General features: G+C 70.0%; 11 protein-coding genes and 3 pseudogenes. 7 read left to right on the forward strand and 7 right to left on the reverse strand.

Translation table 11 applies throughout. From position 1 onward, the window contains the following. The 7 genes from ASF53_RS04310 to ASF53_RS04340 form a co-directional block, all read left to right on the forward strand. A partial coding sequence (locus ASF53_RS04310; RefSeq protein WP_286134120.1) for a transketolase C-terminal domain-containing protein occupies positions 1-309 on the forward strand: 309 nt, incomplete at both ends. A gap of 421 nt (positions 310-730) precedes the next feature. Then, positions 731-1,756, forward strand: coding sequence for a hopanoid-associated sugar epimerase (gene hpnA / locus ASF53_RS04315; protein WP_056194886.1), 1,026 nt, complete (start codon positions 731-733; stop codon positions 1,754-1,756). Continuing rightward, positions 1,753-2,652, forward strand: a complete 900-nt coding sequence (hpnC, locus tag ASF53_RS04320) for a squalene synthase HpnC (protein ID WP_056194416.1) — start codon at positions 1,753-1,755, stop codon at positions 2,650-2,652. Before hpnA ends, hpnC begins: the two co-directional genes overlap by 4 nt. After that, complete coding sequence (hpnD, locus tag ASF53_RS04325; RefSeq protein ID WP_056194420.1) at positions 2,649-3,500, forward strand: presqualene diphosphate synthase HpnD; 852 nt, start codon at positions 2,649-2,651, stop codon at positions 3,498-3,500. The genes hpnC and hpnD overlap by 4 nt, the downstream gene beginning before the upstream one ends. After that, complete coding sequence (gene hpnE, locus ASF53_RS04330; protein ID WP_056194422.1) at positions 3,500-4,801, forward strand: hydroxysqualene dehydroxylase HpnE; 1,302 nt, start codon at positions 3,500-3,502, stop codon at positions 4,799-4,801. The genes hpnD and hpnE overlap by 1 nt, the downstream gene beginning before the upstream one ends. A gap of 44 nt (positions 4,802-4,845) precedes the next feature. Continuing rightward, on the forward strand, positions 4,846-6,849 hold the full coding sequence (shc, locus tag ASF53_RS04335; protein WP_056194425.1) for a squalene--hopene cyclase: 2,004 nt from the start codon (positions 4,846-4,848) through the stop codon (positions 6,847-6,849). A gap of 130 nt (positions 6,850-6,979) precedes the next feature. Further along, positions 6,980-7,651 carry a polyamine aminopropyltransferase gene (locus ASF53_RS04340; RefSeq protein WP_056194429.1) on the forward strand — a complete coding sequence of 224 codons (672 nt, stop codon included), beginning with the start codon at positions 6,980-6,982 and terminating at the stop codon, positions 7,649-7,651. Positions 7,652-7,811: 160 nt separating this feature from the next. On the opposite strand, the gene ASF53_RS04345 is transcribed toward ASF53_RS04340, so the two are convergent. The 7 genes and pseudogenes from ASF53_RS04345 to ASF53_RS04365 all read right to left on the reverse strand — a co-directional run bounded on the left by ASF53_RS04345 (position 7,812) and on the right by ASF53_RS04365 (position 21,812). Next, entirely contained in the window at positions 7,812-9,185 is a 1,374-nt protein-coding gene (locus ASF53_RS04345) for an aminotransferase class I/II-fold pyridoxal phosphate-dependent enzyme (RefSeq protein ID WP_056194431.1), read from the reverse strand. Beyond that, the gene (locus tag ASF53_RS04350; RefSeq protein WP_056194433.1) at positions 9,182-16,588 is read right to left on the reverse strand and encodes a type I polyketide synthase; all 7,407 of its coding nucleotides are present in this window, start codon (positions 16,586-16,588) and stop codon (positions 9,182-9,184) included. The genes ASF53_RS04345 and ASF53_RS04350 overlap by 4 nt, the downstream gene beginning before the upstream one ends. 519 nt (positions 16,589-17,107) lie before the next feature. Further along, positions 17,108-17,584: pseudogene (locus ASF53_RS26505) on the reverse strand (UDP binding domain-containing protein); the annotation flags it as partial. Between the two features lie 9 nt (positions 17,585-17,593). Further along, positions 17,594-17,656, reverse strand: a pseudogene (locus ASF53_RS27060) (hypothetical protein); the annotation flags it as partial. 11 nt (positions 17,657-17,667) lie between these two features. Further along, positions 17,668-18,506, reverse strand: a pseudogene (locus ASF53_RS26510) (UDP-glucose dehydrogenase family protein); the annotation flags it as partial. Positions 18,507-18,605: 99 nt separating this feature from the next. Next, positions 18,606-20,759, reverse strand: coding sequence for a glycosyltransferase family 2 protein (locus ASF53_RS04360; RefSeq protein WP_056194437.1), 2,154 nt, complete (start codon positions 20,757-20,759; stop codon positions 18,606-18,608). A gap of 6 nt (positions 20,760-20,765) precedes the next feature. After that, positions 20,766-21,812, reverse strand: a complete 1,047-nt coding sequence (locus tag ASF53_RS04365; RefSeq protein WP_056194440.1) for a hypothetical protein — start codon at positions 21,810-21,812, stop codon at positions 20,766-20,768. Positions 21,813-21,886: the final 74 nt, after the last annotated feature.

Here is a 21,886-nt window from a genome sequence, read left to right on the forward strand (position 1 = left end):
GCGCTGGAGGCCGAGGGTGTCGTGGCCACAGTCGCGGATGCGCGCTTTGCCAAGCCGCTGGATGCGGAGCTGATCGTCGATCTGGCGATGAGCCACGAGGTTCTGGTGACGATCGAGGAGGGCTCGGTCGGCGGCTTCGGCGCGATGGTTCTGCACCTGCTGGCCGAGCGCGGCGTTCTGGATACGGGCCGCGTCCGGGTCCGCACGCTGACGCTGCCGGACAGCTACCAGGACCACGACAAGCCGGAGAAGATGTACGCCGAGGCCGGGCTCGATGCCGACGGCATCCTCAAGGCCGTCCGCGCCGCCNCGCTGCCGGACAGCTACCAGGACCACGACAAGCCGGAGAAGATGTACGCCGAGGCCGGGCTCGATGCCGACGGCATCCTCAAGGCCGTCCGCGCCGCCCTGCCGGACCAGAAGAAGGGCAGCCGGACTGGGCGCCTGCGTCTGGCCTGAGGCTCGAGTGCCTGAAAGCCATCGCCCGGCGGGCGATGGCACCGTAGACCGGGCGCGAAGAGCGCCTCGCGAAGCGAAAGCCAAGGCCGCGGGGGCGGCTGCCGGCGCTTGAGGTTGCGAAAGACGCGCGGTGCTTGCTGCACCGCGCCATCAGTGAGACAAGCGCCGCACCGTCCGGCCCTGAATCGGGTGCGTCGACGGAGCGGCGTTTCCATTCGCCCTCTGGTCCCACGACCAAGGGGCGAGATCACCCGTGAATCACGCGAGCACGATGACAGAGCCGACCCAAAGCGGCCCGTTCCCAGCGGGGCCGGTGTTGATCACCGGTGCCAGCGGCTTCCTCGGAGCCGCCCTGGTGGACGTCTTCCGTGCGGCCGGGTTTGCCGTGCGCATCACCGTGCGCGCCTCCTCGCCCCGCACCAACCTGATCTGGCCCGATGTCGAGATCGTCGAGGCCGACATGCGCGACCGGGCGGCCGTGGCGAGCGCCATGCGCGGCCAGCGCTACCTCGTCCACGCCGCGGCCGATTATCGGCTCTGGGCGCCGGACATGGAGGAGATCGTCCGCACCAACCGTGACGGCACGCGCATCCTGATGGAGGAGGCGCTGAAGGCCGGCGTCGAGCGGATCGTCTACACGTCGAGCGTCGCGACCATCAAACCGCACGACGACGGCACCCCGGCCGACGAAACGCGTCCGCTGACGCCGGAGACCGCCATCGGCGCCTACAAGCGCAGCAAGGTGGTGGCCGAGCGCGTGGTCGATGAGATGGTGACCCGTGATGGCCTGCCCGCCGTCATTGTGAACCCCTCGACGCCGATCGGCCCGCGCGACGTGAAACCGACGCCGACCGGCCGCATCATCCTCGACGCGGCCCAGGGCAAGATCCCGGCCTTCGTCGATACCGGCCTCAACCTCGCCCATGTCGACGACGTGGCCGCCGGCCATCTCCTGGCCCTGCGCAAGGGCCGGATCGGCGAGCACTACATCCTCGGCGGCGAGGACGTGATGCTGGCGCAAATGCTTGCCGACATCGCCGCCATCGTCGGTCGCAAGGCGCCGACGACGCGGCTGCCCTACGCGGTGATCTACCCGATCGCGTTCATCTCCGAGCAGATCGCGCGGGTGACCGGCAAGGCGCCGCTCGCCACCATCGACGGCGTGCGCATGTCGAAGTACCGGATGTTCTTCTCCGACGCCAAGGCACGGGCGGAACTCGGCTATTCCGCGCGGCCCTACCGCCAGGGCCTTGAGGATGCCATCGCGTGGTTCCGTCAGGCGGGGTACATGAAATGAGCGCCGCGCTTCAGACCGCCACCGACGCTCGCACCGGCAAGGGCCAGCACGACGAGAACTTTCCCGTCGCCTCGCACCTGATCCACCCGCGCTACCGCGGGGCGATCCTAGCCTTCTACAACTACGTCCGGGCCGGCGACGACGTCGCCGACCACACCGGCCTGAGCCCTGAGCGCAAGATCGAGCTGCTCGATGCACTCGCCGACGCGCTCACCGGCAAGGGCGGCTCGGACCCCACGGTCGAACCGCTCAAGCGGGAATTGGCCGCCCACCGCCAGCCGCCGACCCACGCGCTCGAACTGCTCGACGCCTTCCGCATGGATGCGCGCAAGTCGCGCTACGCGGATTGGGACGAGCTGATCCATTATTGCCGCTACTCGGCGATGCCGGTCGGGCGCTTCCTGCTCGATGTGCACGGCGAGGACCCGGCGCGGGTCTACCGGACCTCCGACGCGATCTGCGCCGCGCTTCAGGTGCTCAACCACCTCCAGGATTGCGGCAAGGATTTCCGCAATCTCGACCGGGTCTATATCCCACTCGACGTCATGGAGCGGCACGGCGCCGACGTGTCGATGCTGGGGCTGCCCCAGGCCACGCCGCAGTTGCGCGCGGTCATCCGCGAACTCGCCGAGCGCACGCTGGTGTTGCTCGAAGAGGGAGCGCCGCTCCCCAATCAAATCAACGATTTCCGCCTGAGCCTGGAGATCGCCGCGATCCATCGGCTGGCCGTCGTCCTGACGCGGGGCCTGCTGACCCGCGATCCGCTCAGCGAAAAAGTCCATCACGGCAAGGCCGCCTTCGCGCTCACCGCGCTCGGCGGCATCGCCGCCACGCTGGTGCGCCGCCCGTTCCGGTCGCGTGCGCCCCGTCCCGCCCCCGCCGGAGCCGGCCGATGAGCGCCACCGCCACCCCGATGCCGGGCGAGACCCCCGACTCGACCGCCCTGCCGGCCGCCGGCTCGTCCTTCTACACGGCGATGCGTCTGCTGCCGAAGGAACGGCGTGAGGCGATGTATGCCGTCTACGCCTTCTGCCGGGTCGTGGACGATGTCGCCGACGATGGCGGCCCGCGCGAGGTTCGCGCCGCCGAACTCGACCGCTGGCGCGCCGATATCGACGCGCTCTATGCCGGCAATCCGCCCGCGCGGGTGAAGCCGCTCGAAGAGCCGATGCGTCGCTTCGACCTCAAGCGCGAGGATTTCCAGGCGGTCATCGACGGCATGGCGATGGATGCGGAAGAGGACATCGTCGCCCCCTCGGAGGCCAAGCTCGACCTCTATTGCGACCGGGTCGCAAGCGCCGTCGGGCGGCTCTCCGTGCGCATTTTCGGCATGCCGGAGGCGGACGGAATCCGGCTCGCGTGGCACCAGGGCCGGGCGCTCCAGCTCACCAACATCCTGCGCGACATCGACGAGGATGCCGAGCGCGGGCGCCTCTACCTACCGATGGAGAAATTCCACAAGATCGGGCTGATGAACCCGACTCCGCAGAGCGCGCTGGCGCATCCGCGTCTCGGCGAGGTCTGCGCCGCGGTCGCCGCGGAAGCGGAAGAGCATTACCGCCAGACCTGGGCGATCATCGCGCGCAGTCCGCGTCGCGCCACCAAGGCGGCCCGCCTGATGGCGGCGGCCTACCGCCTCTACCTCAAGGCCGTGGTGAAGCGCGGCTGGGCAGCCCCGCGGGCGCGGGTGAAGCCGGGCAAACTCCCCCTTCTCCTCGTCGCTCTGCGCCACGGGATTCTGTGATGACGGGTACGGTTCACGTTGTCGGCGCCGGGCTTGCCGGCCTCTCGGCCGCGGCCTCGCTGGCGGAGGCCGGCAGCCGTGTGGTGCTGCACGAAGCGGCCAAGCAGGCGGGTGGGCGCTGCCGCTCCTACTTCGATCCCTCGCTCGGCCTGACCATCGACAACGGCAACCACCTGCTCCTGTCGGGCAACCGCTCGTCCCTCGATTTCATGCGCCTCATCGGCGCGCCGGACAGTGCCCTGACCGGGCCCGACGAGGCGGTTTTCCACTTCGCCGACATCCGCAGCGGCGAGCGCTGGACCTTGCGCCCGAACGAGGGCCGCTTGCCATGGTGGGTGCTGCGGGCCGGCCGGCGCGTGCCGGGCACCCGCGCGCGCGACTACCTCGCGCCGGTTTCCCTGATGATGGCCGCCTCCGGCAACAAGCCGGGCCAGAGCGGCACGATCGGCGAGAAGATGTCCTGCGAGGGTCCGCTCTATGAGCGGCTCTGGCACCCTGTCCTGCTCGCCGCGCTCAACACCGATCCCCGCGAGAGCGATGTCGGGCTCGCCGCCACCATCCTGCGCGAGACCCTGGGGGCGGGCGGGCGTGCCTGCCGGCCGCTCATCGCGGTCGAGGGCCTGTCCGCTGCCTTCGTCGATCCGGCCCTGCGCTACCTCGAGAGCCGCGGCGCCGAGATCCGCTACGGCCGGCGCCTGCGGGCGCTGACCCTCGGCCAGGGCCGAATCGAGCGCCTCGACTTCACCGACGAGCCGACGGTGATCGGTCGCGACGACGCCGTGGTCATGGCCCTGCCGCCCTGGGTCGCGAGCGAACTCCTGCCCGGCACGCCCGCGCCGCAGGAATTTCGATCCATCGTTAACGCGCATTTCGCCGTGCGTCCGCCCGAGGGCGCTCCGCTGATGCTCGGCGTCGTCGGCGGCCTGACCGAGTGGCTCTTCGCCTATCCCGACCGTTTCTCGGTCACCATCAGCGGCGCCGACCGCCTGCTGGAGGACGGCCGCGAGGATCTCGCGCGCCGGATCTGGACCGAGATCGCGGATCTCAACGGCCTTGCACGGGATTTGCCCAACTGGCAAATCGTCAAGGAGAAGCGTGCGACCTTCGCGGCGACGCCCGCGGAAGCCGCGCGCCGACCCGGCGCGGCGACGCGCTACCGGAATCTGGTTCTCGCCGGTGATTGGACGGAGACGGGGCTGCCCTCGACCATCGAGGGCGCGATCCGATCCGGCACAAACGCCGCGCAAGCTCTGTTCCGCACCGGGATGTGCGGACGGGCACAGGCACAGGGAGTCGCTTGAAGGATATGACGACGGCATCGAGACAGTCGAACGAGGCGAGAACGATGCGTGAGGCGGCCGTAAGCAAGGTCGAGACGCTGCAGCGTCCCAAGACCCGCGACGTGTCCCTCGACGACGTGGAGCGTGGCGTCCAGAGCGCCACCCGCGCGCTCACCGAGATGACGCAGGCGGATGGCCACATCTGCTTCGAACTCGAGGCGGATGCGACCATCCCCTCCGAGTACATCCTGTTCCACCAGTTCCGCGGAACCGAGCCCCGGCCCGGTCTCGAGGCCAAGATCGGCAATTACCTGCGCCGCGCGCAGTCGAAGGTGCATGGCGGCTGGGCGCTGGTGCATGACGGCCCGTTCGACATGAGCGCGTCGGTGAAGGCCTATTTCGCCCTCAAGATGATCGGCGACGACATCGAGGCGCCGCATATGCGCGCCGTGCGCAAGGCGATCCTCCAGCGCGGGGGCGCGGCCAACGCCAACGTCTTCACCCGCATCCTGCTCGCGCTCTACGGCGAAGTGCCGTGGGCGGCGGTGCCGGTGATGCCCGTGGAGGTGATGCACCTGCCGAAGTGGTTCCCGTTCCACCTCGACAAGGTGTCCTACTGGGCCCGCTGCACCATGGTGCCGCTGTTCGTGATCCAGGCCAAGAAGCCGCGGGCCAAGAACCCGCGCGGCGTCGGCGTGGCCGAACTGTTCGTGACGCCGCCCGATTCGGTGCGGACCTGGCCGGGTTCGCCCCACGCCACCTGGCCGTGGACGCCGATCTTCGGCGGCATCGACCGCGTGCTGCAGAAGACGCAGGACCATTTCCCGAAGGTGCCGCGCCAGCGCGCCATCGACAAGGCGGTCGCCTGGGTCTCCGAGCGGCTGAACGGTGAGGACGGCCTCGGCGCCATCTTCCCGGCCATGGTCAACTCGGTGCTGATGTACGAGGTGCTGGGCTATCCGCCCGAGCACCCGCAGGTGAAGATCGCGCTGGAAGCCATCGAGAAGCTCGTCGCCGAGAAGGACGACGAGGCCTATGTCCAGCCCTGCCTCTCCCCGGTCTGGGATACGGCGCTGAACAGCCATGCCATGCTCGAAGCCGGCGGCCATCAGGCGGAGGCCAATGCCCGCGCCGGCCTCGATTGGCTCAAGCCCCTGCAGATCCTCGACATCAAGGGCGACTGGGCCGAGACCAAGCCGAACGTGCGCCCCGGCGGCTGGGCCTTCCAGTACGCCAATCCGCACTACCCGGACCTCGACGACACCGCCGTCGTGGTGATGGCGATGGATCGCGCCCAGCGTCAGCACGGGCTGGTCAGCGGCATGCCGGACTATTCCGAGTCGATCGCTCGCGCCCGTGAATGGGTCGAAGGCCTTCAGAGCGCCGATGGCGGCTGGGCGGCCTTCGATGCCGACAACAACCACCACTACCTCAACCACATCCCGTTCTCGGATCACGGCGCGCTGCTCGATCCGCCGACCGCGGACGTGACCGCCCGCGTCGTCTCGATGCTTTCGCAGCTCGGCGAGACCCGCGCGACCAGCCGGGCGCTCGATCGCGGCGTGACCTACCTGCTCAACGACCAGGAGAAGGACGGGAGCTGGTACGGCCGCTGGGGCATGAACTTCATCTACGGCACGTGGTCGGTGCTGTGCGCGCTCAACGCCGCCGGGGTCGATCCGCAATCGCCTGAGATCCGCAAGGCGGTGGCGTGGCTCATCCGCATCCAGAATCCGGATGGCGGCTGGGGCGAGGATGCCTCCTCCTACAAGCTCAACCCCGAATTCGAGCCGGGCTACTCGACCGCCTCGCAGACGGCCTGGGCCCTGCTCGCGCTGATGGCGGCGGGCGAGGTCGACGATCCGGCGGTCGCCCGCGGCGTCAACTACCTCGTGCGCACGCAGGGGCAGGACGGGCTGTGGAGCGAGGAGCGCTACACCGCGACCGGCTTCCCGCGGGTGTTCTATCTCCGCTACCACGGCTATCCGAAGTTCTTCCCGCTCTGGGCGATGGCCCGCTTCCGCAACCTGAAGAAGGGCAACAGCCGGCAGGTGCAGTTCGGGATGTAGTTTTGGGCGTTCGTCCCAAGGAAGAGAGACGGCGCGGGGGCATCCCGCGCCGTTTTCGTTTGTACCGGGGCGCCGTCCGAACGAGATCGGTCCTGCGCCCCTTTCCTGATACGAGCCCGCGAGACTGCCGTTGATCCCCTGGGAGCACCTCGACACCGCCGCGATCCCCGGTGAGGCGGGGACCTTGCGCCTGATGCGCCGGGGCAGCGAATTCTCGATCCAGCTCGATCGCAACGAACTCATGAACAGCCGGCTCAGCGGCTCCGAGGAGGCGCTGGCGCAGCTCTCGGCCGAGCGGATCGCGGGCGTGAAGACGCCCCGCGTGCTGATCGGCGGCTATGGCATGGGCTTCACCCTGCGCGCCGCGCTGGGCCTTCTGCCCGCTTCGGCGCAGGTGAGCGTGGCAGAGATCGTGCCGGCGGTGCTCGCCTGGGCGCGGGGTCCGATGGGGGAACTGACCGGCGGCTGCCTGGATGACCCGCGGGTTTCGATCCGTGAGGCCGACGTCGCCGCGGTGATCCGCGAGCGTTCGGGGGCTTGGGACGCGATCCTGCTCGACGTGGATAACGGCCCCGACGGTCTCACCCGCAGCGCCAACGACCGTCTCTACGACGCCGCCGGCCTCGGTGCCGCGCGCGCGGCCTTGCGTCCCCGCGGCGTGCTCGCGGTCTGGTCGGCGCATCCCGATCCCGCCTTCACCCGACGGCTCGGACAGGCGGGGTTTTCGGTCGAGGAGGTCGGCACGAGGGCGCGCGGCAAGCGCGGGGCCCGGCACGTGATCTGGCTGGCCGGACGGCGCTGATGCCGGCAGCAATCCCAATCGCAACCTCATCCTGAGGTGCCCGCGCCAGCGGGCCTCGAAGGATCCTCCAGATCGCGCACCGCTTACCGGTGTATCCTTCGAGGCCGCCGCTCCGCGCCGGCACCTCAGGATGAGGGAATGGCAGGGATATACGGGAGGTTCACGCCCCCCGGCGGGCCATCAACTGCTCGATCAGCGTAGCGCCGGTTTCGAGCGCGGCCAGCTCTTCCCCAATCGTCGCGACCGTCTGCGCGATCTGCTCCGGGGTGTGCTCGGAGGTCATGAAGAAGCGTAGGCGGGAGGAGCGCTCCGGCACCGCCGGGTGGATGATCGGCTGCACGTTGATACCGCGCTTGAACAGCCGGTCGGACAGCGTCACGGCTTTGAGCGAATCGCCGATGATGACCGGGATCACCGCCAGCCCGAGGCTCGTGCCGGTGTTGAGGCCGTGCTTCTTGGCCAGCGCCAGGAACTGGTTGCCGTTGCGGCGCAGGCGCTCCACCCGCTCGGGCTCGGCCTGCATCACCGAGAGCGCAGCCTCGGCCGCCGCAGCGAGCGGCGGCGACATGCCGACGCTGTAGACGAAGCCGCCCGCGGTGCATTTCAGGTACTCGACCAGCACCGAAGGGCCGCAGATGTAGCCGCCGCAGGAGGACAGCGTCTTCGAGAGCGTGCCCATCCAGATATCGACGTCGCCGGCATCGACCCCGCAATGCTCGTGCAGCCCCGCCCCGGTGCGGCCGAGAACGCCGAGCCCGTGGGCGTCGTCCACCATCAGCCAGCAATCGTAGCGGCGCTTCAGCTCGACGAAGGCAGCCAGATCCGGCGCGTCGCCGTCCATGCTGTAGAGGCCCTCGATCACGATCAGCGCGCGGCGGTGCTCGTGACGCGTCGCTTCGAGTAGCTTTTCGAGGGCGGCCGGGTCGTTATGGGCGAAGGAGCGGCGCTGGGCGCCGGAGAGCTGGGCGCCCGTCACCACGCTGTTGTGGATCAGCGCGTCGTGGAAAATGACGTCCGGCGCTTCCAGGATCGCGCCGATGGCGGTGACGTTGGTGGCGTGCCCGCTCACCAGCACCACGCAGGCTTCCGTGTCGTAATGGGCGGCCAGTGCCCGCTCCAGCTTGAGGTGGCCGGGCCGCTCACCCGCCACGATCCGGCTCGCGGAAGCCGAGGTGCCGAAGGCCTCGATCGCCTTGCGCGCGGCACCGCTCACCGCCGGGTGACCGTTGAGGCCGAGATAGTCGTAGGACGAGTAGTTCGAGAAGGTCTGGCCCTCGATACGGGTGTTGGCGCCCGCACGGGTCTCGTGAACCCGGAAGAACGGGTTGCCGAGGCCGATCAGGTCAGCGGCCGAGCGCTGCAGGCGCAGCTCCCGGTAGCCGGTCAGCTTCTCGAAATCCTGAGGCGAATCGTTGGCCGGCGCCCTGGTCTCGGCGAGGGCGGGGGCGGGCCGGGCATTGGCGCGGCCCAGCCGGTTGGTGACGAAGCTCGCGAGCGCGGCCCGGCCGTCCTGCGGGCGTGACGGCTGGGTCATGGCAAGATCTCTTTAATGTCCGAGACGTTCTTCTCAACGAGCTCGTTGAACGGCACGAGCGTGGCGGCATCGAGATCGCCGACATGCTTCGTGGCGAGACTCAAGGTCACGCCCGCCGCCTCGTCTACCGGCGTCGCCACCGCCTGGATCAGGGTTTCGGTCAGCTCGTTGACGGTCAGCCCCGAGGAGATGCCCGCGGGCGGCGCGTCGAGGGCGAAGCGCTCCTGAAGGCTCGCCCCCAGCTCGACGCCCATCAGCGAATCGAGGCCGATCTCGGAGAGCTGGCGCACGCGGCTGATGTCGTCCTTCGGCAGGCGCAGGATGCGGGCGATGTCCTCGACGATGGCGTCGGAGACCGTTTTGCGCACCGCGTCAATATCCTGGCTCCGCAGCAGCGCCCCGATATTGATGGCTGCCACCGTGCCGGACTCGGCCTGCTGGTCGCCGCCGAGGCTGGCATAACTCGGCGAGCGCAGGGTCGCGAGGCGTTCGCGCGCCTTGCCCCAGTGCATCGCCGCGATGGCGATCACGCCCTCGTCGCTCGCCTTGCCCTGGCCTTCCAGCGCCTCGGCCATCAGGTCGAGGCAGAGGCGGGCATCCATCGGCGTCACGCCGACGCGGGAGGCCAGCGTTTCCATCACCGCCTTGTTGCGGGCGAGCACGCCGACATCGCCGATGGCACCCCAGGCGACCGCGAGCGCGGGCAGGCCGAGGCGGCGGCGCTGCCGGGCGACGCCTTCCATGAAGCCGTTGGCGGCGACATAGGAGCCCTGGCCGGGATTGCCGATGAAGGTCGTGGCCGAGGAGAACAGCACGAAGTAGTCGAGCTTTCGCCCGCGGGTGGCGGCATCGAGATGCCCCGCACCGATCACCTTCGGCGCGATCACCGCCTCCAGTGTTTCCGGCTCGATCGCCGAGATCAGGCCGTCCTGCAGCACCATGGCGCCGTGGATCACGCCGGCGAGTTTCTCGCCCCGTGCCTCGATGCCTTCGATCAGCGCTTCGACCGCCCGGCGGCTGGTGATGTTGCAGGCCTTGGTCTCGACCCGCACGCCTTGTGCGGCGAGCTCGGCGACGACCGCGCGGCCCTCCGCGTTCGGCTTGCCGGAGCGGCCGACGAGGACGATGCGCTTGGCCCCCCGGTCGGCGAGCCAGCGGGCCGCCTCGATGCCGAAGCCGCCGAGGCCGCCGGTGACGAGGTGGACGCCCTCGGCGCTCACCGTGAAGGCGTTGCGCTGGACCCGCGCCACGGAGCCGGGTGCCGGCGGCGTGACGACGATCTTACCGACATGCCCCGATTGCTGCATCAGCCGGAAGGCGTCCGACGTCTCGTCGGCGGCGAAGGGCTGGTAGGGCAGGGGACGTAAGCCCCCTTCGGCGAACAGAGCCATCACCTCGCGGAACATCCGCGCGCCGTCCTCGCCCTGGTGCTGGAGCACCTGATCGAGATCGACGCCGAAGTAGGAGAGGTTCCGGCGGAACGGCCGCAGCCCGATATGGGTGTTGGCCACGTAGTCGCGCTTGCCCAGTTCGACGAAGCGCCCGAACGGCCGCAGGCAGTTGAGCGAGCGCTCCATCATCTCGCCGAACAGCGAGTTGAGCACCACGTCGACGCCGTCGCCGGTGATGCGGCGGACGTCGTCCACGAAGGCGAGCGAGCGCGAATCGAGCACGTGCTCGGCGCCGAGCGCGGCCACCAGCGCGCGCTTCTCCCGCGAGCCGGCGGTGGCGATGACCCGCGCGCCCTTCCACTTGGCGATCTGAAGCGCGGCCAGACCCACGCCGCCCGCGCCGCCATGGACCAGCAGCCACTCGCCCTTGCGCAGGCGGGCGCAGGTGCAGAGCGCGTAGTAGGCGGTGAGGAAGGCCACCGGCACCGTCGCGGCGGCGGCCGGATCGAGCCCCGCCGGCATCGGCGCGACGACCATTTCCGGCACGACGACGTGGGTGGCGAAGCCCGATTGGGCGAAGGCCACGACGGCATCGCCGACGGCGAAATCCACCACGCCGGGGCCGATCGCGGTCACTTGGCCCGAGACTTCGAGGCCCAGGCGCGGGCCGGCAAAGCCGTCCTCCAAGATCTCCTCCGGGAGCATGGAGAGCGCCCAGAGCACGTCGCGGAAGTTGAGGCCGGTGGCCGCCACCGCGATCTCGACCTCGCCGGGACCGGGGGCGACGCGCTCGGCCGGGCCCCAGACCATCTCGTTGAGGCCGCCGGTGTTGGACCGCTCCAGCCGGGCGGCAGGCGCCGCCTCACCGACCGTCTTCGCGGCACGGCCGGGATGGAAGCGCACGACGCGGGTGGCGTCGGCATCGAGCACGATCTCGGTCTCGTCGGTGCCCGACAGGATCAGAGCGCGCAGCCGCTCGGCCGCGTCCTTCGAGGACAGGGTCGGCGCGAGGTCGATCCGGCGCACGTCGAGGGTGGCGGTTTCGTTGGCGAGCGTCCGGCTGAAGGCCCAGACGCCGGCCTCGACCGCCGCCACCTCGCCGCCCGCATCGCGGGTGGCACCGGGGGCGACCACCCAGAGCCGGGTCTGGCGGCTGCCGAGATGCTCGGCGCAGCGCTTCAGGCTGAGGCAGCGGTCGCGCAGCCGCGTCGCCGCCGCACCCTCGCCGGCGAAGGCACCGGCCAGGAACACCACGGTGTCCGGGGTCTCGCGCTCGAGTTCCCGCAGCGATTGCTCGGAATCGAGGATGATCGAGACGTGGACGCCGCTCGCGACCAGCAGGGTCGCCAGCGACGAGGCGGTCTCCGCGCCGAACTCGTCATGGGAGCCGACGACGAAGGCGAAGCTCTGGCCGTGGCCGACCGCCGAGCGCGTCGGGGCTTCGGCGACGAGCAGGAGGTCGTCGCCGTTGGCCGAAGCCGCCCGCTCGGCCGAAACCCGCACGAGGCCCGACGCGCTGAGGCGGCGCTGCCAGCCGGTGACGTCGTCGAGACGCGAGAGCGGCATGCCGGCGACCGCTTCCTCGAACCAGTTCGGCGCGAGGCCGAAGACGAGGTCGCGGAACAGCGAGGCGCCGGGCTCGACGGCCACGAGCAATCCGCCCGAGGCGAGCGCGGCGGCGAGCTGTCCCGGCAGAGCCTTGTCGGCACGGTGCAGCACGTCGCTGGCCAGAATCAGATCGAAGGCGGCGGCCGGCAGAGCGGCGATGTCCTCGATCACCTCCACCGTGGTCGGCAGGGCGAGGCGGGCGCGCTCGGCGAGACGCCGGTCCGTGTCCAGCACGGTCAACCGGGCATCCGCCTCGCGGGCCAGCGCGGCGGCGCGGGCCGAGAGCGGGCCGAAGCCGACCTGAAGGATGCGCAGGGCCCGGTCCGACGGCATGCGGCCGCGGGCCTCGGCGACGATCCGTGCCACCACGTCGGCGGCGGCGCGGGCCGTGGCGCCGCGCAGATGGAAGGCGTCCAGGGCCGCCGGGGGCAGGCTGGCGGAAGCCGGCGCGTCGCCCGCCACGATCCGCCCGACCAGGGCGGTGGTGTCGGCGAGCAGCACCAGTTCGGCGGCCAGTTCCGGATGGTCGGCCGCGATCCAGCGCATGGTCTCTTCGGGCGCGGGAAGGGACACGTCGCGGCGCAGGCGCCAGACGCCCTTCTCGAGGGTCGCGAGACCGCTGCTCTCCAGGGCGTAGAGGGCGTTGGTCGCCCAAGCGTGCAGCGACGTGGGCAGGCGGCGGTCGAGGGTGACCTTGCCTTTCTCGGAGAGGCCGTCGGCGAGGCGGTAGGCGAGCGCCGTCGCCCAGCCTTCCAGCAGCAGATGGCCCGGCCCGAGATCGGCCGTGTCCGGCGCGGTCGCGGCGGCGAGGCTCGGGCGCAGGCGCTCGGCCACGCTCGGGCGGCGCTCCAGCGGCAGGGCGGTCGGTTCGGTGGCGCGCTCGACCCCTTGCGTGATCGCGTAGGCGTCGAGGTCGCTGCCGCTGCGGGCGCGCAGGGCCTGGAACCGGCCCTCGCGGATCGTCGCGACGACCTCGCCCTCGGCGTCGGTCAGGGTGAAGTCGGCCAGGATCGAGCGCTCGTTGCAGCGCCGGGTGCGGATCTCGGCCCGGGCGATCGCGGCGCCGGGGCGCAGCAGCCGCACCTCGCCGAAGCGCACCGGCACGTAGGCCTTGGTGGCGCCTTCGCCCATCAGCTCGGCGAAGAGCAGGATCAGGCCGTGGAAGCAGGAATCGAGGCGCGCGGGCACGAGGCCGTAGCGGGCATCGGCCTCGGCTGGGATCAGCTCGGAGACGATGGTGGTCTCGTCGATGCGCGCCGACGCCGCCACCTGCCGGAAGTTCTCGCCGAAGCCGAGGCCGGAGGCGAGGGCCCGGCGGTAGAGCCCCTCACCGGAAATCGCGTGCTCGGCGGGCACCGCGAGGTCGCGGCGGGCCGGCACGGGGAAGTCGCCCTCGATGATCTTGGCCGAGGCGTGGAGCTGCCACGGGGTCGGGGTCAGGCGGGGGCGGCTGAGGATCTGGATCTGGTTGCCGGAGCCGGAGAGGCGCACCAGCACCTCGCGCAACGAATCCTCGGCGAAGACCATCGGCGAGAGGATCTCGACGTCGGACAGCGTCACGCTGTCGGCGCGCAGGGCTTGGCGGGCGACGTAGAGCGCCATTTCGACGAAGGCGGCGCCGGGCAGGATCACCTGACCGTCGATGCGGTGGTCGTCGAGTTCGGGCACCAGCGCCGCGTCGAGATGGCCGTGCCATTCGAGGCCGTCGGGCGCGAGGCGCGCGCCGGCGAGCGGGTGGTAGGGCCGCGGCGCGGCGCCCGCCCCCTCGGTGGTCTCGGCGAGACGGAACGGGCGGCGCTGCCAGGGATAGAGCGGCAGGGCGATGGCGCCGGCCGGATCGGCGCCGAACAGGCCCGCCTCATCGACGGCGGCCCCCGCGACGAGGGCGGCGGCGACCGCCTTGGCGATCGGATCGCCGCCGATGGGCTTGCGGTGCATCACGCCGACCGAGGCCACCTCGATGGCGAGCGGCTCGATGGCGTCGCCGATATGCGGGAGCAGGGTCGCGCGCGGGCCGACCTCGACGAAGACGCGGGCGCCCTGGCGGGTCGCCTCCTGCAGCGCCTCGCAGAAACGCACCGGCTCGCGGATGTTGCGCCACCAGTAGCCGGCGCCGAACTGGGCACCGGGCAGCACCGTGCCGGTCACGGTCGAGACCATGGCGGTGTGGCCGGCCGAGGCCTTGAGCCCGTCGAGGTCGCGCAGCAGTGGACGCTCGGTCGGGTCCATCAGGCGGCCGTGGAAGGGGTAGTCGAGGTCGAGCTTGCGCCCGCGGCGGCGCTTGCGCGCCAGCGCCTTCATCGCGGCCTCGATATCGGCCTCGGGGCCGGCCACCGTGATCGCCTTGGGGCTGTTATAGGCGGCGATGTCGAGGGTCGGGTAGTCGGCGAGAAACGTCTCCATTTCCTCGGCCGGTCCGAGCAGCACGGCCATGGTGCCGAAGCCGCGCGTCGATTCCTGGTGCTTGCTGCGGTAGAAAATCACCCGCACCGCCTGTTCCAGGCTCAAGATGCCAGCGGCCTCGGCCGCGGCGATCTCGCCGACGCTGTGGCCGAGCACGTAGCGGGGGGCGAGGCCCTTGGCGCGCAGGGCCGCGGTCGAGGCGCTCTGGATCGCGAAGATCAGCGGCTGCGAGACGCGGGTGAGCGAGAGACGCGTGTCGAGATCCTCGGCGAACATCGCTTCCTTGAGCGACCAGCCGGAGAGCTTCTCGAACAGCTTGTCGGTCTGATCGAAGCGGGCGCGGAAAGTCTTGCTCTCCTCATAGGCCTCGCGGCCCATGCCGACCCACTGGCTGCCATTGCCGGAATAGACGAAGGCGACCTCGGCCTGGCGCTCGACCGCCGTGCCGACGATGGCGGCATCGCTGTCCTCGCCCTCCGCCAGCGCCCGCAGGGCGGCGGGGACGTCGGTTTGAGGAGTGAGCGGCAGAGCGAGCCGGGTGCCGAGGCGCTCGCGGCGATGGAAGGCGGCGGCCGTGACGCGGGCGGCTTCGGCCGGCGCGGCGCCGTCGAAGCGGGCGGCGTAATCGAGGGCGAGATCGTTCAGGGCGGCGCGGCTCTGGGCCGACAGCAGCAGGATCTCGGGCGCGGGGCCCGCATCGTTGGCGGCCGCGACCGGGCGTGCATCGGTGAGCACGACGTGGGCGTTGGTGCCGCCGAAGCCGAACGAGTTCACGCCGGCGAAGCGCTCGGCCTTGGTGCGGGCGAGCGCCAGCGGCGCGCGGTTGACCGCAAGCTTCATCGCCTCGAACGGGATGTCGGGATTGAGCTCGGCCGCGTGCAGCGAGGGCGGCAGCAGGTCGTGCTCGAGCGCGAGGCTGGCCTTCAACAGGCCTGCGAGGCCCGAGGTCGGCTCGGTATGGCCGATATTGGTCTTGATCGAGCCGATCGGCAGCGGGTTTTGGCGCGGCTTGCCGAGCTTGGAGCCGATGGCCCCGGCTTCGATCGGATCGCCGACGGGGGTGCCGGTGCCGTGCGCCTCGACGAAGGCGAGCTTATCGAGGTCGATCTCGGCGTCACGGTAGACCTGCTCCAGCAGCGCGCCTTGCGCGTGGCCGGAGGGCAGCGAGATGCCGGTAGTGCGCCCGTCCGAGTTGACGCCGCTCGCTGCGATCACGCCGCGCACCGCCCGGCCGCTGCGGGCGGCGGCCTCGGCCGATTGCAGGATCAGGACGACGCCGCCCTCGGCGCGGACATAGCCGTCGGCGCTCGACGAGAAGGCCTGGCACAGGCCGGTGCGCGACAGCATCTGCGCGTTGGAGAAGGAGATGAAGTTGAACGGGCTCGCCAGGATGTTGGCGCCGGCCACCACGGCGGTGTCGACCTGCCCGGCCTCGATCGCCGCGATCGCCGCGTTGAGCGCGACCAGCGACGACGAGCAGGCGGTGTCGAGGGTGAAGCTCGGGCCCTTCAGGTCGTAGATGTAGGAGATGCGGTTCGAGATGATCGAGAGCGTGTTGCCGGTGGCCGCGTAGGCGTCGCCCGAGGACGGATCGAGGATGCGCAGGTTGCCGTAATCGAGCGCCGAGGCGCCGACGAACACGCCGATATGGCTGCCGGCCACCGCGGAGGGGCGTAGGCCCGCATCCTCGAACGCTTCCCAGGTCAGTTCCAGCAGCATGCGCTGCTGCGGGTCCATCTGCTCGGCCTCGCGCGGCGAGATGCCGAACACACCCGGATCGAACGACCAGATGTCGTCGAGCACGCCGGCGGCCCAGGTGTAGCTCTTGCCCCGCTCCTGTGCGCGCGGATGCCCGAAGGCCTGCAGCGACCAGCGGTCCTCGGGGATGCGTGAGACGGCGCAGCGCCCCTCCGTCAGGAGCTGCCACAGCCCCTCGACGTTCTGAGCCCCGGGCAGGCGGCAAGCGCGGCCGACGATCGCGATGTCTTTGCGGTGAGTCACGTCGATCCGTTTATGCTCGTGAAGCAGGGACCGGGGGTCCGTCCGGCGAGGGCGTTTCGCCCCCACCGCGAATGTCTCTTGAAACCTCGGCTTCTCCGTGGCGCCCGCGACAGGGCGGCCGACGATCGGGGGTTTGAAGAGGCATCCTTTAATCTGACCGTCTGGACCGTCCAACCCGCTTGGCTGCAACCTCTCCCTTAATCCTGAGAGATTGGGAGATTGTGTGGCACGTATTCATCAGTGAATCGTTGATGGTGAAAAATCCGCGCGGTGCCGAGGCCAACAAAGATCAGTAGGGGCGTCGAGGTAAGTTCAAAAATTGCCATCACTCTGCCGCGCTTGTGGCAAAGGTCATGCGAATATTGCGGCGAGCTTTCAATAAGCTTTCTCGCTCGGCTGATATGATCGATCGCGGCGGCCACTGGCGAATTGCTGCGCTTATAAGTTGCAGCCTTCCCATTGGGCGGATGAGACCGGTTCGAAAGTCCGTCCGAAGCGCTGAGGGGTCACACGTCCCAATCAAGCAATGCCGATGCCCGAATAGGCAAAGCCGTGCCGTTCGGTCTCCGCGGGCGCGTAGACGTTGCGCAGATCGACGAGGACGGGCGCGCGCATCACACCCTTGAGTCGGGCAAGATCCAGCGCCCGGAACGCGTTCCACTCCGTCACGATCACCAGAGCGTCCGCGCCCTCCGCGCAGGCATAGGCGTCCTCAGCGTAGGCAACGCCCTGCAGCAGCGGCCGCGCCTGCTCCATCCCCTCCGGATCGTAGGCCACGATCTGTGCGCCCGCATCCTGCAAGCCGGCGATGATCGACAGCGAGGGCGCGTCGCGCATGTCGTCGGTGTTCGGCTTGAACGTCAGCCCGAGCAACGCCACCCGCTTGCCCCGTACGCTGCCGCCGCAGGCCGCGATCACCTTGCGCGCCATCGCGCGCTTGCGCTGATCGTTGACCGCCACCACCGTCTCGACGATCCGCACCGGCGTGCCGTAATCCTGCGCCGTCTTCACCAGGGCCAGCGTGTCCTTCGGGAAGCACGAGCCGCCATAGCCCGGCCCGGCATGCAGGAACTTGGAGNACCGGCGTGCCGTAATCCTGCGCCGTCTTCACCAGGGCCAGCGTGTCCTTCGGGAAGCACGAGCCGCCATAGCCCGGCCCGGCATGCAGGAACTTGGAGCCGATGCGGTTGTCGAGGCCGATGCCGCGGGCGACCTCCTGCACGTTGGCGCCGACCTGCTCGCACAGGTCCGCGATTTCGTTGATGAAGGTGATCTTGGTCGCCAGGAACGCGTTGGCGGCATACTTGGTCAGCTCGGCCGTGCGCCGTCCGGTAAGCAGGATCGGCGCCGCATTGAGGTAAAGCGGGCGGTAAACCTCCTGCATCACCGCCGCCGCGCGGGTGTCCTCGGCGCCGATGACGATGCGGTCGGGCCGCTTGAAATCGTCGATGGCGGCGCCCTCGCGCAGGAATTCGGGGTTGGAGGCCACCCCGACATCCATGTCGGGCCGGGCCTCGCGGATGATGCGCTCGACCTCATCGCCGGTGCCGACGGGCACCGTCGATTTGGTGACGACCACGGTGTAGCCGGTCAGCGCCGAAGCGATCTCGCGGGCGGCGGCATAGACGTAGGAGAGGTCGGCAAAGCCGTCGCCGCGGCGGGACGGGGTGCCGACCGCGATGAACACGGCCTGGGCGCTCGCCACGGCGGGCTTGAGGTCGGTGGAGAAGGTGAGGCGTTTGGCCCGCACGTTCTCGGCGACGAGGCTGTCGAGTCCGGGCTCGTAGATCGGCATGCGGCCCTCGTTGAGGGCGGCGATCTTGTCCGGATCCTTGTCGATGCAGACGACCTCGTGGCCGAAATCGGCGAGGCACGACACGAGGCCGACATAGCCCGAGCCAATCATCGCAATGCGCATCGATGTCTCCGCCGGGGCGGCCGGATCGCATCCGGCGTGTTGCGGTGCGGTGTGTAGCCCGGTTCGGAGCCGGCGCAAACCTTCGTCCGCGCCGCCGGCCTATAGCCGGTAATGCGCCGCCGCGCGCGAAAGGTTCGGATTGTAATAAGGGTCGGCCCGCAGCACCGGCTCCCAGCGCTCGCGCATCACCCGTGATTCGGCCTCGAAGCGGGCGCGCTTCTCCGGCGTGTCCTCGGCGCCCCGGCTCTTCGATTCGTGGTGGACGAGGCAGGCCTGCGGCGTCCAGACGATGCGGTAGCCTGCTGCGCGAATCCGCAGGCAGAGATCGACGTCGTTGAAGGCCACCGCGAGATGCGCGGCATCGAAGCCGCCGACCTCGGAAAAGACTTCTGCGCGCATCGCGAGGCAGGCGCCGGTCACCGCGGAGACTTCCTGCGACAGCTGCATCCGCGCGAAGTAGCCGGGTTCGTTGCCCGGCAGGCCGAGATGACTGTGGCCGGCGATGCCGCCGATCCCGAGCACGATTCCGCCGTGCTGGATCGTACCGTCGGGGTAGAGGAGCTTTGCGCCGACCGCGCCGATCTCAGGGTCGCTCGCGATCGAAGCGAGTTCGGTGAGCCAGCCCGGCTCCAGCACCTCGATGTCGTTGTTGAGGAATAAGAGGATCGCGCCCCGCGCCGCGGCGGCGCCCCGGTTCGACAGCTCCGAGAAGTTGAACGGACCGGGCGCGGGCAGCACGCGCAGGCGCGGCTCGGAGGCATAGCGCGCGAAGAGATCCCGCGTCGCCGGCTCGGTGCTGCCGTTATCGACAACGACGACCTCCAGGGCCGGGTAATCGGTGCGCGCGAACAACCCGTCGAGGACGATACCGAGCAGTTCCGCCCGGTCGCGGGTCGGGATGACGACCGAGACGAGGGGCGGCGGCTCCGGCAGCGGGCGGACCAGCCGGTTGAACCCTTGCGGTCCCCGCTCGGCCCGCGCGCCCCGGCGTGCGGCCACCTCGGCGAGCGCCTGCAAGCGCGCCGCCTCGGCCCGCGCCAGGGCCCGATCCGAGAAGGTGCCGGACCCGGCCGCCGCCCGCCAGTGATAGAGCACCTTGGGGATGTGGCGCACCCGCTCCGCTGCAAGTCCTTCGGTCAGGCGCAGCAGCAGGTCGTGATCCTGGCTGCCCTCGAAGCCGGGCCGCAGGCCGCCCAGCCGGCGCAGCATGTCGGTGCGGACCACGCAGAGATGGTTCACGTAGTTCTGGGCCCACAGCAATTCGCGGTCGTAGCCCGACTTGAAATGCGGTTCGAAGCGGCGGCCGCGGCCGTCGACCTTGTCCTCGTCGCTGTAGATCAGCGCCAGATCCGGATCGGCCCGAACGGCGGCGGCCACCTCGAACAGGGCGTTTTCCGAGAGGAGGTCGTCGTGGTCAAGGAAGGCGGCGTAGGCGCCGCTCGCCAGGGTCAGCGCGTCGTTGGTCGCGCGGGCGATGTGGCCGTTCTCCGGCCGGCGCAGGGAGCGGATGCGCGGCTCCTCGGCGGCGTGGCGGGCGATCAGCCGCGGAATGCGCGGATCGGTCGAGGCGTCGTCGGCGATGCAGAGTTCCCAGGCCGGATAGAGCTGGCTCCGCACCGAGCGGATCGCCGCCTCCAGCACGCGCGGATCGGGATTGTGGACCGGCATCAAGACGGAGATCAGCGGCGGCGGCTCCCAGCCTGCGATCTCGGCACGGATTCGTGCCCGCTCCGCCGCCGTGAGGCGGTCGAACCGGGCGATCCAGGCCGAATAGCCGGTCTCGGCCCGATGCGAGAGAGCCCGCGCGATCAGCCCGCGGGCGCGGACCTTCAGACCGAGGATGCGCCAATAGACCGCCTGCGCCGTGAGGCCGGGCTGGCGCGTGCCCGCCCGCGCCACGATCCCGATGCGACCGCGGCGGCGGATGGCGAGGTCTTGCAGTTGAAACGGATTGGTCCGCGACAGGGCGCTCAAGCGTAAGCCCGAGACGCCCGGCGGCAGCCGGCCGGTCCAGGCGAAGGCATCGCCGCCGAGCGGCTCCTCGGCCAGCGCCATGCTCTCGCCGCCGCTCGAGACCGCGCTGACGAGGGCGCGGGCGATGCCGCCGCTGCCGGCATCGCGCCATGTCAGGCTCACCCAGGCGCCGCCGAGGCCGGCGCCGGAGAGGTCGATGCGCAACTCGGCCCCGTCCGCACCCGTCACCGGCAGCGCCCGGCCCGCGAGCGACGCTATGGGCCCGGCCCGTTCCGCCATCGCCCCTCAGCTCTCCCAACTCTTCGAGACGGAGGCCCGCACGGCGTCGCTGAGCACGGTGTCGTAGACCACCATGTCGCGGGCAAAGCGCATGCCGCGCAGCAGCTCGGCGAGCGCCAGCGTCTCGTTGGGGATCGGCAGGGGCAACGGCACCGGCGCCTCGATCCCGATATGGTGGAAGGCGGAGGCCATGAACGCCTCGAAGTAGTCGCGGTGGCCGACGACGTCGATGCGGGACAGAATCTCGACCGCGATGATGGAACTGCCCGGCATCAGCCGGTCCTCGGGCACGTGGGTGCTGAGCTGACGGGTCAGGGGGTTGTAGAGCAGGTGATAGGCCGGCTCCGGCATCATCCGGAACAGCCGCTTCAGGCTCTTCACGTCGGTGAAGTCGTAATCGAGGGTGAAGGCGGCGGCCTCGACGAGATTGCCGAGACGCCAGTGCTGCTCGGCATTGGCGGCAAGGCTCGCCCGCTCGCGCAGCCAGTAGAGGCGGCTTGCCAGTTCCACGAAGGGGTCGTGGATCATCAGCATGGTGAGCGCGCCGCTCTGGACGAAGTGCCCCTCGTAGCGCGGGAAGATGATCGAGCCGGCCATCAGGCAGGAATCGAGGGTGACGGTGTCGAACATCGCCCGCAGGATCTCGTCCGGAAAGCGGCCGATGCCGAAATACGATTGCTGGAAATAGGGATACAGCGCGGTCTGGATCACCGTTTCCGGGCGGATATGCCCGTTGATCAGGATGACCTTCTTGTCGGTGAGGCCGGTCCGCGGCAGCCGCCGGTAGATCAGCACATTGGTGTCGACGTCGTAGATCTCGAGCCGCTCGATGCCGGGAAGGCCCGGCACGTCGGTCTCGCGGACCTCGAAATGGCACTGCCCGGTCGCGTGCCAGCCGAACCGGACGAAGTTCGGATCGGCATGGATCGCCGAGACCTCGGCCACCCGGCGCCCCTCGATGCAGACGGAGACCCGGCTGATCGCCTGCGGGTTGTCCGGCACCACCCAACCCCGGATCACGTCGCCCTCGTCGGACGAAAGGAGAAACCGCATCCTTAGCTCGCCGCCCTCGGCCCCGTGCTGATCGGTACGCTCGTTCCGCGCGCCGGCTTGCGTTGCGGCGCGGC

Source organism: Methylobacterium sp. Leaf123 (genome assembly GCF_001423405.1).
Classification (GTDB): Bacteria; Pseudomonadota; Alphaproteobacteria; order Rhizobiales; family Beijerinckiaceae; genus Methylobacterium.

Bases quoted from the DNA above. Each gene is read 5' to 3' on its own strand.
- hpnA (WP_056194886.1), top strand. From the start codon at position 731: ATGACAGAGCCGACCCAAAGCGGCCCGTTCCCAGCGGGGCCGGTGTTG.
- hpnC (WP_056194416.1), top strand. From the start codon at position 1,753: ATGAGCGCCGCGCTTCAGACCGCCACCGACGCTCGCACCGGCAAGGGC.
- hpnD (WP_056194420.1), top strand. From the start codon at position 2,649: ATGAGCGCCACCGCCACCCCGATGCCGGGCGAGACCCCCGACTCGACC.
- hpnE (WP_056194422.1), top strand. From the start codon at position 3,500: ATGACGGGTACGGTTCACGTTGTCGGCGCCGGGCTTGCCGGCCTCTCG.
- shc (WP_056194425.1), top strand. From the start codon at position 4,846: ATGCGTGAGGCGGCCGTAAGCAAGGTCGAGACGCTGCAGCGTCCCAAG.
- ASF53_RS04345 (WP_056194431.1), bottom strand. From the start codon at position 9,185: ATGACCCAGCCGTCACGCCCGCAGGACGGCCGGGCCGCGCTCGCGAGC.
- ASF53_RS04360 (WP_056194437.1), bottom strand. From the start codon at position 20,759: ATGGCGGAACGGGCCGGGCCCATAGCGTCGCTCGCGGGCCGGGCGCTG.
- ASF53_RS04365 (WP_056194440.1), bottom strand. From the start codon at position 21,812: ATGCGGTTTCTCCTTTCGTCCGACGAGGGCGACGTGATCCGGGGTTGG.